The organism is Hymenobacter lapidarius (genome assembly GCF_001816145.1).
Lineage (GTDB): Bacteria > Bacteroidota > Bacteroidia > Cytophagales > Hymenobacteraceae > Hymenobacter > Hymenobacter lapidarius.
Genome location: NZ_MDZB01000074.1, coordinates 19089 through 32868, shown reverse-complemented (window position 1 = coordinate 32868; position 13780 = coordinate 19089). Strand labels below are relative to the sequence as shown.

The 13780-nt window shown below is 63.8% G+C and carries 11 protein-coding genes; 7 read left to right on the top strand and 4 right to left on the bottom strand.

All coding sequences use genetic code 11. From position 1 onward, the window contains the following. Positions 1-59: 59 nt before the first annotated feature. The 5 genes from BEN47_RS04490 to ligA all read left to right on the top strand — a co-directional run bounded on the left by BEN47_RS04490 (position 60) and on the right by ligA (position 6414). A complete protein-coding gene (locus BEN47_RS04490; RefSeq protein WP_070725552.1) occupies positions 60-1835 on the top strand; it encodes a S8 family serine peptidase in 1776 nt (591 codons plus the stop codon). Next, positions 1832-2602 carry a hypothetical protein gene (locus BEN47_RS04485; RefSeq protein WP_125921499.1) on the top strand — a complete coding sequence of 257 codons (771 nt, stop codon included), beginning with the start codon at positions 1832-1834 and terminating at the stop codon, positions 2600-2602. Before BEN47_RS04490 ends, BEN47_RS04485 begins: the two co-directional genes overlap by 4 nt. Positions 2603-2745: 143 nt before the next feature. Further along, positions 2746-3360 carry a hypothetical protein gene (locus tag BEN47_RS04480; protein ID WP_070725547.1) on the top strand — a complete coding sequence of 205 codons (615 nt, stop codon included), beginning with the start codon at positions 2746-2748 and terminating at the stop codon, positions 3358-3360. Positions 3361-3454: 94 nt separating this feature from the next. Then, positions 3455-4057: a DUF4920 domain-containing protein gene (locus BEN47_RS04475; protein ID WP_083322109.1), complete on the top strand. Its 603-nt coding sequence runs from the start codon at positions 3455-3457 to the stop codon at positions 4055-4057. 263 nt (positions 4058-4320) lie between these two features. Beyond that, on the top strand, positions 4321-6414 hold the full coding sequence (gene ligA / locus BEN47_RS04470) for an NAD-dependent DNA ligase LigA (protein WP_083322108.1): 2094 nt from the start codon (positions 4321-4323) through the stop codon (positions 6412-6414). Positions 6415-6646: 232 nt separating this feature from the next. On the opposite strand, the gene BEN47_RS04465 is transcribed toward ligA, so the two are convergent. Further along, positions 6647-7561, bottom strand: a complete 915-nt coding sequence (locus BEN47_RS04465) for a polysaccharide deacetylase family protein (RefSeq protein ID WP_070725545.1) — start codon at positions 7559-7561, stop codon at positions 6647-6649. Between the two features lie 130 nt (positions 7562-7691). On the opposite strand from BEN47_RS04465, the gene dapA reads away from it, so the two are divergent. Further along, the gene (dapA, locus tag BEN47_RS04460; RefSeq protein WP_070725543.1) at positions 7692-8576 is read left to right on the top strand and encodes a 4-hydroxy-tetrahydrodipicolinate synthase; all 885 of its coding nucleotides are present in this window, start codon (positions 7692-7694) and stop codon (positions 8574-8576) included. Positions 8577-8701: 125 nt separating this feature from the next. Here dapA and BEN47_RS04455 read toward each other — a convergent pair whose 3' ends face one another. From BEN47_RS04455 to BEN47_RS04445, 3 genes are all read right to left on the bottom strand, one after another. Further along, complete coding sequence (locus BEN47_RS04455) at positions 8702-9955, bottom strand: O-antigen ligase family protein (protein ID WP_125921498.1); 1254 nt, start codon at positions 9953-9955, stop codon at positions 8702-8704. Positions 9956-10177: 222 nt separating this feature from the next. Next, positions 10178-10930 carry a (Fe-S)-binding protein gene (locus tag BEN47_RS04450; protein ID WP_070725849.1) on the bottom strand — a complete coding sequence of 251 codons (753 nt, stop codon included), beginning with the start codon at positions 10928-10930 and terminating at the stop codon, positions 10178-10180. Positions 10931-11223: 293 nt separating this feature from the next. Then, a complete protein-coding gene (locus BEN47_RS04445) occupies positions 11224-12069 on the bottom strand; it encodes a hydroxymethylglutaryl-CoA lyase (protein WP_083322107.1) in 846 nt (281 codons plus the stop codon). 160 nt (positions 12070-12229) lie between these two features. Between BEN47_RS04445 and BEN47_RS20080 the strand changes: the two genes are divergently transcribed. Further along, positions 12230-13615: a M23 family metallopeptidase gene (locus tag BEN47_RS20080; RefSeq protein WP_158010847.1), complete on the top strand. Its 1386-nt coding sequence runs from the start codon at positions 12230-12232 to the stop codon at positions 13613-13615. Positions 13616-13780 lie beyond the last annotated feature (165 nt).

The window sequence follows — 13780 nt, the reverse complement described above, 5'->3', positions numbered from 1 at the left end:
GCCCCACCACGCAACAGATTTTGACCAGGTTTTGGGGCCGTTTTTGGGGCGCGACGGGAATGCTTCTCGTGCTGGGGCACCACGCGCCGGCCCAACCCCGGCCGACCTCCCCATTGGAGCGCTACGTGGTATCGCTCCGCGATAAAACAGGGGCTCGCTTCAACTCCGCGCTATATTTTTCGCCAGCGGCCCAGGCCCGCCGCCAGCGCCAGCACCTGCCCGCCTATGACGCTACCGACCTGCCGGTGCGCCCTGATTATTTGCGGGCCATCAGTGCACGGGTTGATACCGTGACGCTCGTGAGCCGCTGGCTCAATGCCGTGGTGTGCCGGGCCACGCCCGCGCAGGCTGCCGCTGTGCGCGCCCTGCCGGGAGTGCTCAGCGTGGCCGCGTGGCCCGTGCCGGCCGGGGGCGTGGCCCGGCGTGGTCGAACGATGGCCGCGCTTGCGGAGACCGCAAAACAGCCACCCCGGCCCATCTCGGCCAATGACTACCTGCTGGCCCGCCGCCAAACCGCGCACCTCGACGGCGTGGCCCTGCGCAGCGCCTCCCTGGATGGCACGGGCCTGCGCATTGCGGTGTTCGACGTTGGCTTTCGGGGCCTGCCGTCGCACCCGGCCTTTCAGGAGCTCATGGCGGGCAAGCGCATTGTGGCCACCCATGATTTTCTCCGCAACACCCCCGATGTGTACCGCGGCGGCAGCCACGGTACCGAGGTAATGGGCTGCCTGGCCGGCCGCCTGCCCGCCGGGCCCGGCAGTACGTCGGGCCCCGCCCTGGGCCTGGCCCCCGGCGCCGAGTTCCTGCTGGCGCGAACCGAGCAGTCGGCCCGGGAGCGCTACGCCGAAGAGGAAGCGTGGCTGGCGGCCGTGGAGTGGGCCGACCGGCTGGGTGCCGACATCATCAACTCCTCGCTGGCCTACACCGAGCAGCGGTATTTCCCGGAGCAAATGAACGGGCGCCTGAGCCTGATTTCGCGGGCTGCCAACATGGCGGCCCGCAAGGGCATGCTGGTGGTGAGTGCCGCCGGCAACGATGGCGACAACGACTGGGTACGCATCGGCACCCCGGCCGATGCCGACTCGGTGCTGGCCGTTGGCGGGCTCGACCCCGAAACGGGCCTGCACGTCGATTTCAGCTCCTACGGCCCCACGGCCGACCGCCGGGCCAAGCCCAACCTGGCTGCCTTTGGCGTGGTCCTCACCACCACCACCAACAGCTACGAGCGGCTGGAGGGTACCTCGTTTTCGGCGCCGCTGGTAGCGGGTTTTGCGGCCTGCATGTGGCAGCAAAACCGCCAGCTCACGGCCATGCAGGTCTTTGACCGCCTCGAAAAATCAGCGGAGCTTTACCCTTATTTCGACTACGCCCACGGCTACGGCCGGCCTCGGTTTCAGCAGTTTGCTGTGCCGGTGGCGCCGGCGGCAGCAGTGGCGGCCACCTTCGATTTTGTGCCCCACGACAGCCTGGTGGCGGTAGTGATTCGCACTGAAGCCGCCACCCGGCCCGCCGAAGTGCTGTCGCTGATGCTGGACCAGAGCGAGGTTGCGCTCAACGTGTCTTCGGTAGAGCCCGATGCTAAGGCGCCGGCCGCGGGCGCGGTGCCGCCCGTGGGCCGCGAGCAGCCCGTGCCGGAGCCCTTGGCGCCTATGCCAGAGCCACATTATCCCGCTTACCTGTACTGGAGCCTGGCCGACCGCCGCGGCGTGCTGCGCCGTTACGAAACCCGGGCCGTGACTCAGCGCCTGGTGGTGCAGGTGCCGCGCCGCCTGCTGCGCGGGGGCGATGTGCTGCGGGTCCATTTCAAGGGCTACACGGGTTCTTATTCAGAATGATGCACCGCTCCGCTCCCGTAGATGGCCGCGTCTCACCGGCCCGTTTTTGGAATCCTATGGCCCTGTGGCCGGCGGTGCTGGTGCTGGCCGGGCTGGCCGGCGGCCCGGCGGCCCACGCCCAACAGGTGCTGGTGCAGGCCAATGTGGCCGACGATACCCTGAAAGCTTCTCTGGGGCCCAACCGTCGTTATTTCGGCCATTTGTACGCCGGCTACGGGCTGGTGGCTGGCAGGAGCGAGGAGGGCGCGGCCCTACGCCACGGCCTCGCGTCCTCGGAGCTGCGGGCAGGGGGACGGCTCAAATTTCGCATCAACCAGGCGCTGGCCCTGAACCTGGACCTAGGGTACGCCTACCTGCGCTACGACCTGCGGCAAAATGCCCAAAAGGTGGTGCCCGCCCCTGTGCAGCACCGCCGCGAAAGCCTGGGCCTGCACCAGCTCTACTCCGAGGCCAGCTTGCGCCTGAACGTGGGGCGGCGCGGCAATTCCGTGGGCAGCTACCTCGATTTGCTGGGCGGCGGCGGCTGGGTGGCCGCCACCAGCCACGTGACGGAAGACGTGCCCAGTGCCGGGGTGCGCTCCGTGGAAACCACCGAGCGGGGCTTATCCTACCTGCGCCGCTGGACTGCTGCCACCGGCGCCCGCCTCGGCGTGGACCGCTACGCGCTGGTAGGGCGCTACCGCCTCACCAGCACCTTTGGGCCGGAGTACCAGGCCTGGCCCGAACTACCCCGCTGGGTGGTTGGACTTGAAATTGGCCTGTTTTAACGGGCCACCCGCACTATTTTAAACCTATAGCTCGTCCTTTGCCGTAAAAATCCGGATAGCTACCGGATTTAGAAATAATTCCGGAGTCCTTTCCTTCCCGCCGTACCTTTGGGTGGGCAATTACTTATTGTCGCTTATCTATTATGAAAACCTCTTCGCTCAAACTTATTGCCTTGGCTTCCGCCGCTGCCGTGCTGCAGCTCACCTCCTGCGTGAGCACCGAACGCGAGGTGAGTACATCCACCGTAGACCCCCGGTCTACCTACACGCCGCCACCCGCCGGCAGCCGCACCCGCGTGAGCAGCAAAACGGTGCTCAATACTGTGAGCGTGACGCACGCCTTTTCGCGCGCCGATACCAAGGATAATTTCATTTTGCAGCTGCGCGGCCCGCGCGTGCTCACGGCCCAGGCCCACCTCATCGTGACGAGCAGCACCGGCGATACCCTGCGCCACGAGGTGCTGCCGGCCCGGGCCCTGATCGGCGAAAAGTCCCTGCTTGACCCGCAGGCGTCCACCGTTCGGGCCCAGGAAATCGCCATCTTGGAAGGCATGAACAACTTCTTTGCCGATGGCCGTTTCAGTCAGCCCGCAGTGCCTGCCGGGGCCGCACAGCCCGCCGAAATGGACACGAAAACCTGGGCTGCGCTGCGCGAGGACGCCAACACCGTGGGCTTCGACTACATGGGGGCCGGTGGCGCTGAGCGCCGCATAGCGTATGCCCGTAAGCTGGGTAAGGCAGTTGTAATCAATCAATAAATATGGTTTGCTTCAAGCGATGAAGCAAGCTGAACGTAGTGCTCTAAGCAGGCTTCTTGCTTAACTTTACGCACTCATCTTCTCCTCCTGAACCATGAAATACATTCTCTCTTTCGCGGTGGTACTCGTTGCCATTTTGCTCTATATCCGCTTCGTGCCTTCGGCCCCCATCAACCCGCTGCTGCCGGTGGAGGGAGCGCAGAAGGAAGTAAACGGCCACAATGCGGAAGTGCCCCCCGGAGATGAGAGCAACACCACCGAGAGCGTTGAGGAAGGCCCCAGCACCCAGGTGGCCCCGGCCGCCGCGGGCCAGACATTCGGTGCCGTTATCACGGCCGATGGCGCCCTGCCCATCAGCGCGCTCAACGTGGCTCTGGGCTCGCGCGACTCCGCGCAGGTGAAACTGGTGGGCAAGGCCAAGGCCGTGTGCCAGGCCAAAGGCTGCTGGATGACCCTGCCCACGGCCGACGGCAAGGAAATGCGCGTTAGCTTCCGGGACTACGCGTTTTTCGTGCCCAAAGACCTCAGCGGCCGTACCGTGGTCGTGAGTGGTTGGGCGCATCGCAGCATGGTGCCCAAGTCGGACCTGCAGCACTACGCCAAAGACGCCGGCAAATCCGACCAGGAAGTAGCGGCCATCACCCAGGATGAGCAGCAGCTCACCTTCATGGCCGACGGCGTGCTGGTGCAGGAGTAATCCCCCTTTCATCTTGCTTTTTAGTCGCTGTTGCTCCAAAATGCTTCGACGACAGCGAATTAAGTAATTCCATTTTCCAAAGATAAAAAGCCACCCGTCCAGGTGGCTTTTTCTGGTTTTAAACTCGTTTTAGCCGGCAGGTGTAGCTTGCGGTATAAGTCTGAGCGAGCTTAGCAGCACCTGTGCTGCCGACGGCCCACCTGCTTATTTTTCCATTATTTTGACCGGGCACTCAGCGGCTCGACACGCCTGCCATTCACCCCATGCCTGAAACTTCTGCCGTTCAGCAACGCATTCTGGCCCTCACCGAGCGGCTGCATCACCTCAACCACCAGTACTACCAGCTTGATGTGTCGGAGGTGCCGGACCAGGAGTTTGACCAGCTGCTGGCCGAACTCAACCAGCTGGAAACCGACCATCCCGATTTCGCCTTGGCCAACTCGCCCACGCGCCGCGTGGGGGGCACTATTACGAAGCAGTTTCCCACGGCGGTGCACCGCTACCCCATGCTGAGCCTGGGCAACACCTATTCCGAAGACGACCTGCGCGAGTTTGACGAGCGGGTGCAGCGCGGCTTGGAAGGAGCCCCGTACTCGTACGTGTGCGAGCTGAAAATTGACGGCGTGGCCATGAGCCTGCGCTACGAACACGGCGAGCTTACGCAGGGCGTGACCCGCGGCGACGGCACCCAGGGCGATGTGGTAACGGCCAACGTGCGCACCATTCGCACCCTGCCGCTGGCCCTGCGCACCGCCCCCGACCAGCCCCAGGATTTTGAGGTGCGGGGCGAAGTATTCCTGCCCCTGCCGGTGTTTGCGGAGCTAAATGCCGAGCGCGAGCAAAACGGCGAAGCCCTGCTGGCCAACCCCCGCAACGCCGCCAGTGGCACCCTCAAGCTGCAGAATTCCGCCCAGGTGGCGGCCCGCAAGCTGCGCTTCTTCGCCTACTCGCTGCTCACGCCCGCCCGGCACTTCCCCAGCCACAGCGCCGCCCTGGAGGCGCTGGCCCGCTACGGCCTGCCCGTATCGGATACGTGGCGCCGCGCGGCCAACATCACCGAAGTGCTGGACTTTGTGCACTATTGGGCCAAAAGGCGCTTCGACCTGCCCGTGGCTACCGACGGCATTGTGATTAAAGTAGATGACTTGCGGCAGCAGGACCAGCTGGGCTACACCGCCAAAAGCCCCCGTTGGGCCATCGCCTACAAGTACCCGGCCGAAGCCGCCCGCACCCGCCTCAACGAGGTGGTGTACAACGTGGGCCGCACGGGGGCCGTGACGCCCGTGGCCCTGCTCACGCCCGTGCCCCTGGCCGGGACCGTGGTGAAACGCGCCACCTTGCACAACGCCAACCAGATAGAGCTGCTGGGCCTGCGCCTCGGCGACCTGGTGTATGTGGAGAAGGGTGGCGAAATCATCCCCAAAATCACGGGTGTTGACTTGTTGGCGCGCCCTGCTGCGGCCGTGCCCATCCGCTACCCCACGGCGTGCCCGGCGTGCGGCACCGCATTGGTGCGCCCGGAAGGCGAGGCGCATTTCCGCTGCCCCAACGAGCGCGGCTGCCCGCCCCAGCTCAAAGCCCGCCTGGAGCATTACGTCTCGCGCAAAGCCCTGAACATCGACGGGCTCGGGGCCGAAACCGTGGGCCGGTTCTCGGACCTGGGACTGGTGGCCACGCCGGCCGACATCTACGACCTGCCCGCGCGCCGCGCCGACCTGGTGACGCTGGAGCGCCTCGGCGAGAAAAGCATCGACAACCTGATTGCGGGCATTGAGGCCAGTAAGCAGGTGCCCTTTCCCCGCGTGTTGTTCGGCCTGGGCATTCGCTACGTGGGCGAAACCGTGGCCCAAAAACTCGCGGCCCACTACCGCACTATTGACGCGCTGATGGCCGCCTCGGCCGAGGAGATGGCCGCCGTACCCGAAGTAGGGGCCGTGATTGCCGAGGCCGCGGCGCAGTGGTTCCGCCAGCCCGAAAACCAGCTGCTCATTGAGCGGCTGCGCCAGGCCGGCGTGGCGCTCACCGTGACCGGGGAAGCCCCGGTACCGGCTTCAGACCGCCTGGCGGGGCTCACCTTCGTCCTTTCGGGGGTGTTTGAGCAGCACAGCCGCGACGAGCTGCAGCAGCTCATTGCTTCCAACGGCGGAAAAATTACCGGCTCCATCAGCAAAAAAATTAGCTACCTGGTGGCCGGCGACAACATGGGCCCCGCCAAGCGCGAGAAAGCCCTCACCTTCAAAGTGCCCATTATTTCCGAAACCGAACTGATGGACATGCTGCCCCCCACGGCCCCGGTGCCGGAGGGTGACAGCAGCTTGCCTCCAGCCGGCCCGGGCCAACAAATGCCTCTGTTCTAACGACCGGCTAAAGCCTTCAATGCGATAAAAATGAGTACAGTTGAGTACAAAAAAGCTCCCGGCCAGTAAAGGCCGGACTTTTTTGTAATTGGTTGTCACGCTGACGGAGGAACTACCCTATCAGGGAGCAGTAAGCCCTTCGGTGAGGAACAGGCAGTTCTGCGGGGATAAGATGCCTCCTTCGTCAGCATGACAGGCTTTGAGACAGGCTTTATGACAGACAGTTCCTGATTTAGAACGACTGCTTGATGTTGTTGTGCAGGGTGCGGGGCGTCCAGTAGCCGCTGGCGATGATGCGGCGTATGGTGAACATGGGGTCGTTCTGGTCGCGCTTTTCGGCCAGCGAGAAGGCGGCCACGAAACCGCGGCTCTTTAGCTCGGGGAAAGCCTGCGGGTTCCACAGGCCAAAGGGGTAGGCGAAGTAGGTGATTTTCTTGCCCGTGATTTCCTCCAGGGTTTTGGTGGGCTTCTCGATTTGAATTTCCCAGTCCTTACCCTGGTATTTTTTCACGTTGTGGTGGTCCCAGGTGTGCGAGCCGATGACGTTGCCTTCATCGGAGAGCTGCTTTACCATGGCCTTGGTCATGTAGCGGGGGCGGCCCAGGCTCACGGTCATCACGAAGTACATGGCCTTGAAGCCGTGCTTTTCGAGGGTGGGGCGCGCCACGGTGAACTGGTCCAGGTCGGTGTCGTCGAAGGTGAGCAGGATGGGCTTGCTGGGCAGCTTGGCCCCGGTGGTCATGTAGGCGTAAAGCTGGTCGGGCGAGATGGTGTGGTAGCCCGAATCGGCCAGCATTTGCATTTGGGCCTTGAATTGGGCCACGGGTATGATGTAGTCTTTGGCGCCTTTGGAGTCGCGCGCGGTCCAGTCCCGGATTTGGTGGTAGCAAAGAATGGGCACTTGCGGCCGGGCTAGGATAGCGGCGGCATTGCCGGAGCTGGCGGCCGGAATGCTGCGGGGGTCAGGCGCTGGCGCGACGTTGGCCTCGGCACTGGCGGTGGCCTGGGTGCCCGAAGTGCCCGCCGCGGCGGGAGCAGCCTCCAGGGTGGCGCTGCTGGTGGCAGATTCGCCTAGAGTGGCGGTTTTGGAGTCACAGGCGGCCATGGCAAGGGCGCCCAGCAGGAGGGAAGCGGATGTAAATTTCATGTGAACTGAGCCGCGTCGCACGCGTCCGCCGGAAAGGGCAGCTATAAAATGGGGTGGAGGCCTACGGCGGCGAACCGGGCGCGTGCGACACGCCCCTACCTTTACACAAAACTAACCCCTAACCTCCTGCATGAACAACTCTGGCTCACATCTTCCGGCGTTTCACGGTACGGGCGTCGCACTGGTCACGCCGTTTTCTTCCGATTTCTCGGTGGATTACGACGGCTGGCGCCGCCTGCTCGACCACTGCCTCGACGGGGGCGTGGAGTACCTGGTGGTGAACGGCACCACCGGCGAATCGCCGACCACGACTGCTGCCGAGAAGGCTGAGCTGCTGCGCGTTGCTAAGGAGCACGTGGCCGGGCGCGTCCCGCTGGTGTACGGCATTGGAAGCAACGACACGGTGGCGGCCGAGGAGCTGTTCGGCAGCACCGACCTCAGCGGCATCGCGGCCGTGCTATCGGCCAGCCCGGCCTACAACAAGCCCACCCAGGCCGGCCTAGTGGCGCACTACCACCGCCTGGCCGATGCCAGCCCGGTGCCCGTTATCCTGTATAACGTGCCCGGCCGCACGGCCTCCAACATCACCGCCGACACCACGCTGCGCTTGGCGCAGCACCCCAACATCATCGGCATCAAAGAAGCCAGCGGCAACATGGACCAGTGCCTGGCCATCGCGGCCCGTAAGCCCGCCGACTTCCTGCTGCTTTCCGGTGAGGACATTCTCACGCCGGCCCTGGTGGCCTGCGGGGCCGAAGGCATTATTTCCGTCATGGCCAATGCCTTTCCCCGGCGCTTTGCCGAGATGACCCGCGCCGCGCTGGCCGGCGACTTCGCGGCCTCGCGCGCGGAGCTGTTTCACCTGTTGCTCCTCAACCCGCTCATGTACGAAGAGGCCAACCCCGTAGGCGTGAAGGCCGCCTTGGAAGCCCTGGGCGTGTGCGGGCCCTCCGTTCGACTTCCCTTGCTGGAGGCCACCCCAGGCCTGAAAGAGCGGATTCGCAAGCTGCTCTAATCCGTGCTTTTGTGAATCAATCAGAAGTTTAATAGCAGTGAAATAACTAACTGAAAACTAACTGTTTATTAAGCATATATCGATTGATTATCTTTTGACGAAAATCAGATAATTTGCAGGGGCTCTCAACTTTTTTCAACGAGCGGTGACGCTTCCTGAGGAGTGTTGAGAGCCCGCTTTTTTTGCTGGTGTGCCGCTTCGGCTGCCACCACCAAAAAGGCGTAGCCGAAGATGAGCAGGTGGCGCCCGATGTGCAGGGCCGTCACCGAATCGACCAGCATGGCGGTGGCTTCAACCAACAGGAAAAAGCACACGTAGGGGTTACGGCGGAGGTGCGCCTGCGTCAGGGGCCAGAACAGCAGGGCCAGCAGCAGCCCCAGGCCCACCACGCCGCCGCCCAGCACGGCCAGCACGTACTGGTTATGAACTTCCACCTGATTGACGGGCCGGAGGCCAAAGTCCTGCCACCTGTACTGCTCCCGCATGGCGGCCTGCGTGTCGGCCGGGCCTACGCCCACCAGCCAGTGCTGCGCAATGATGGCCCCGGCCGTTTCGAAAGCCGCAAGGCGGCGGGCCAGCGAATAGTCGTTGATGTCGTGCCCGAGGGCGTATTGCTGTACGTCCCAGATGGAGGAGCTGACCCGTTCCCGCACGGTGGGCAATGCAGTGTAAGCAGCCCAGGGAGCCGCCACTACCAGCACCGACAGCGCCACGCCCAGAGCAATGTGTTTCTGTAGCAGCAGCCGCAGCGCATACGCCAGCAAACCCGCGTAGAGCACCAGCAACCCCGTGCGATAGGCCAGAATGTGGAGCGTGGCGGCCGCGGCAACCGCGGCCACAAGGAACAGCAGGCGCAGCCACGGCGGCGCCAGCGCCGTGCGCCGTAGCAGCAGGCCCCCAAAAAAAGTCAGCGCCAGCATCGCGCCGAACGTGATGTGGAAAATGGGTGTCACCGGCGCCATGTTCTGGCCGATGCGAACGGCTTCGGTTGCGCTGCCAGGGTCCAGAAAGTACTTGCTGAGCGTTGCTAGCCCCAAGAGGGCCGTGCCGAGAACAAAAAAGGCACCCACCGCTACGCGTTGGCGCGGGGCAAGCGGCACGGCCACGGCAAACGCCAGCGGTACGGTTGCCCAGGGCAGATACCGCAGTAATTCGTGCCGCCACCCGGCCAGGTCGCTGGTATACAGCCCTGTAATCAATAAAAAAAGGAGCGTGGCTGCCGGCCAGAGCGCGGCCCTGTTGCGAAAATAATTGCCGATATCGCGCTTCAGGTTCGGGTTTGCGAGCACGGCTAGCACCCCGATAATGGGGGCAAACGACACGAAAATCCGCACGGCCAGCAGCCCCAGTACCCCCGCCAGGCAAGCTCCCCACAACAAGGACTGAGAAAGGCGACCTGATGAATAATACTGCACAAACAAGGGTGTCAAATAGGAAGGGTAAGTGCTTAGCTATTAGCTTTTTTGCTGCTTATTAAGCAGTTGTGCAGAATGCATTGCCCGCTTAATTTAGTACAGGTACTTCGCTGCTTTAATAGCCCTAGCGCCAATAGATTGGGCAGAGCAGCAGGGCGGCATCGTGTGCGGGAGCCCTCCTCGTTGCTACCAGCCGCTGGCCAGGGCATCGGCCACGTGCAGGCAGCGCAGGGGCAGCTTTGCTTTTTTGATGTAGGCTTCCAGGTGCATCAGGCAGCTCACATCGGTGCTGATGAGGTACTGCGCCCCGGTGTCGAGGGCGTGTTCCACTTTTTGCTGGGCCATGGCCACGGAAATGGCTTCAAACTTTACGGCGAAGGTGCCGCCAAAGCCGCAGCAGGTGGTGGTTTCGGCCATTTCAATGCGTTCCAGGCCCGCTACGCCATCAAGCAGCTGGCGCGGCGCGGCCCGGATGCCGCATTCGCGAAGTGCCGCGCAGGAATCGTGGTAGGTGTATTTGCCGGCCAGCGTAGCGCCCGGAATGGCCGTGATGCCCAGCACGTCCACCAGAAACTCGGTCAGCTCGTACGTGCGGCCTTGCACCGCCTGGCAGGTGCGGGCTTGCGGCGTACCGGCAAAAAGCTCGGAGTAGCTGTTGCGCACCATGCCCACGCAGGACGCCGAAGGACTCACGATGTAGCGCGGGCGGGTGCTCACCTGCACCGCGGGAGCCTCAAAGTCCTGCAGGAATTTCTCGGCTACGGCCCGGCTTTGCGGGTGGTAGCCGGCATTGTAGGCCGGCTGGCCGCAGCAGGTTTGGCTGGGGTTGTAGTTCACCTGCATGCCCACCCGCTCCAGCACCTTCACCATATTCATAGCGGTGGCCGGGTAAAGCTGGTCAACGAAGCAGGGAATGAAAATATCGACGATGGGTGACATGAGAGGTGGGTACTGGCGGCGTTTTTGGGGTTGGCTAATCAGAATAATTTTCAATTAACGCCCAAATATTCGGGTTTTCGTAGTCAGTTAATGCAGGTCTCCGGAGGACTTCAATCCCGAATTGATACTGTGGCAGGGCTTACGCACGGTAGTTGAAGAAACCTTCCCCGCAGGGTTCACACTGCGACCCTCTGCGTTTTCACCTCCGCGACCTCTACGGGAAAGAAAGTCAGAAGCAATGCGCAAGTCCAGTTAGATAAAGCGTGCCCCCTTGTATCTTCTAAGTGCAACTCCTACCGGAAGATGGCATGGTTCAGCGCGCTGGCTTCTCCGAGGGCCTCCAGGTTCAGGCCCAGTTCTACGCGGGCTCCCGCCGCGAAATCGAGCAGATTTTCGGTGGCCATGTTGCCGGTCAGCTCATCAGCGGCCATGGGGCAGCCGCCGTAGCCGCCCAGGGCCCCGTCGAAACGCCGGCAGCCGGCCTGGTAGGCAGCGGCCACTTTCTCGTGCCAGGTGGTGGGCGTGGTGTGCAGATGCGCGCCAAACTCAACGCCAGGAAACGCCGGAATCAGCGCCGAAAACAACGGCGTGATGGTGGCCGCCGTGCTGGCGCCAATGGTATCGGACAGTGCCACCACCCGAACGCCCATAGCTGCCAGCTGCTGGGTGAAGCCGGTCACAATTTCGGGGCTCCAGGCATCGCCGTAGGGGTTGCCGAAGCCCATGGAGAGGTAGGCAACCAGCACTTTGCCGTTGCGCTCGCACAGCTCGTGCATGGCGGCCACGTCGGTCAGGGCCTCGGGCGTGCTCTGGTTGGTGTTGCGGCGCTGGAACGTTTCGGATACAGAGAGAGGAAACCCCAGGTAGCTGATTTCAGAGTGGTTTACCGCCGCCTCGGCGCCCCGCAGGTTGGCCACAATGGCCAGCAGCTTGGTTTGGGTGGCGCTCAAATCCAGGCCGGCCAGCACCTCGGCCGTGTCGCGCAGCTGCGGAATGGCTTTGGGCGAAACGAACGAGCCGAAGTCAAGCGTGTCGAAGCCCACGCGCAGCAGGGCGTTGAGGTAGTCAATTTTGGTGGCAGTGGGTATAAAATCCGGCAGGCCCTGCATGGCATCGCGGGGGCATTCAATCAGCTTCATGGCGGGGAGGCAAGTGGTGGGACGGGCCATAAAGGTAGCAGCCCCGGCCACGCGGAAACCAAATCCATCGGCCCCCACCGGGGCAAGCGGCGCCCGGCTGCCGCGGGCCGTTGCTGCACCCAGGGCCGAACTTCACGGGCCCAACCGGTGTTCCACCGACATGCATTATAGTAAGGATGAAGTGAAGCAGCAGCCGAAAACCCGGCAGCTGAAAGGTGTTTTTTTGCCCGTGCTGCTGGCGGCTGTGCTCGTGCTTGCCGGCTGTGGCAAGCAGCAAACCCTGCAGGCGTTGTTTCAAAAGTCAACTCCCCACGAAGCCTACGCGCGCCAGCTCCGGCAAGCCGGCCTTGACCGCCGCGCAGCTGGCCGGGCCTGGCTGGCCGCGTCGGAGCAGGCCTTCCGCGATTCGCTGGTGGTGCCCCTGCCTTTTGCCGAAACCGGGTATTTCCGGGCCGATAAGCCCAGTGCCGCCAGCTACCGCTACGCGGTGCGCGCCGGTGAACAGGTGCACGTGAGCCTCACGCTGGGCACCGGGGCCGCCGCCCGCGTCTTTCTCGATGCCTACGAGGTGGTGCCCGGCCGTGCCCCCGCGCCCCTGGCCAGCGCCGACACCCTGGTGCTGGACTTTCGCTACCGCGCCGAGGCCGACGGGCAGCACCTGCTGCGCGTGCAGCCCGAGCTGCTGGCTACCGGGCGCTACACCCTGCGCGTGGCCCGCGAACCCAGTTTGGGCGTATTTCCGGTGCTGGGCCGGACCGATGCCGCGGTGGGGAGCTTCTGGGGAGCCGCGCGCGACGCCGGGGCCCGCCAGCACGAGGGCATCGACATTTTTGCCGCGCGGGGCACGCCCGTAGTGGCCGCCGCCGATGGCCTGATTTCCCGCACCGGCGAAACCCCCATTGGCGGCCGCGTGGTGTGGCTGGCCGATGCCGAAGCCGGCAACCACATTTACTACGCGCACCTCGACAAGCAGCTGGTGTCAGCCGGCCAGCGCGTGCGGGCCGGCGACACGCTGGGCCTGGTGGGCAACACGGGCAACGCCCGTTCTACGGTGCCGCACCTGCATTTTGGCATCTACCGCAGCGGGCAGGGTGCCGTGGACCCGTTTCCGTTTGTGCGCCGGCCGGCGGCGGTCACGGTCGCCCCAACTGGCCCGGACCGCCGGGGGGAGTTTGTTCGCCTGCGTACTGCCGCCACTCTCCGCCAGGCCACCGGCCAGGACAAACCGGCAAAGCCCCGCGCCGTTGCCCGGCTTCCCACGCAATTGCCGCTGCTGGTGGTAGGGCAGCAGGGCACGGACCTGCGCGTACAAACCCCCGATGGCCAAATTGGGTACGTGGTGGCCCAGGCCGTAGTACCCGCTGCTGGCACACCGCTCCGCCGGCTGGTACTGGCCGGCACCACCGAGCTGCTCACGCTGCCGGCCCGCAACGCGCCCGCGGGCGCGGCCCTGCCGGCGCAGAGTGCGGTGGTGGTGCTGGGCCAGGCCAATGGCTACAGCCTGCTGCGCGGCCGGCAAGGGGAGACCGGCTGGGCCATAATCTGAGCAAAGCAGCGAACAAGGAAAGTCATAACGTCATGCTCATCTGGCGGCCGCGCAACTGTAGCATCTCGCGTGGGGTAGTAAACTAATCTTAAGCATCAGTGAAGGCACGCAAGATGCCTCGGCTCCGTTCGGCATGACATTCTGAGAAGGCAATGCCAAGAAGCT

Excerpts from the sequence above, each read along its gene's own strand:
- BEN47_RS04475 (WP_083322109.1), top strand. The coding sequence starts at position 3,455 with ATGAAATACATTCTCTCTTTCGCGGTGGTACTCGTTGCCATTTTGCTC.
- BEN47_RS04480 (WP_070725547.1), top strand. The coding sequence starts at position 2,746 with ATGAAAACCTCTTCGCTCAAACTTATTGCCTTGGCTTCCGCCGCTGCC.
- BEN47_RS04450 (WP_070725849.1), bottom strand. The coding sequence starts at position 10,930 with ATGTCACCCATCGTCGATATTTTCATTCCCTGCTTCGTTGACCAGCTT.
- dapA (WP_070725543.1), top strand. The coding sequence starts at position 7,692 with ATGAACAACTCTGGCTCACATCTTCCGGCGTTTCACGGTACGGGCGTC.
- ligA (WP_083322108.1), top strand. The coding sequence starts at position 4,321 with ATGCCTGAAACTTCTGCCGTTCAGCAACGCATTCTGGCCCTCACCGAG.
- BEN47_RS04490 (WP_070725552.1), top strand. The coding sequence starts at position 60 with ATGCTTCTCGTGCTGGGGCACCACGCGCCGGCCCAACCCCGGCCGACC.
- BEN47_RS04465 (WP_070725545.1), bottom strand. The coding sequence starts at position 7,561 with ATGAAATTTACATCCGCTTCCCTCCTGCTGGGCGCCCTTGCCATGGCC.
- BEN47_RS20080 (WP_158010847.1), top strand. The coding sequence starts at position 12,230 with ATGCATTATAGTAAGGATGAAGTGAAGCAGCAGCCGAAAACCCGGCAG.
- BEN47_RS04485 (WP_125921499.1), top strand. The coding sequence starts at position 1,832 with ATGATGCACCGCTCCGCTCCCGTAGATGGCCGCGTCTCACCGGCCCGT.
- BEN47_RS04445 (WP_083322107.1), bottom strand. The coding sequence starts at position 12,069 with ATGAAGCTGATTGAATGCCCCCGCGATGCCATGCAGGGCCTGCCGGAT.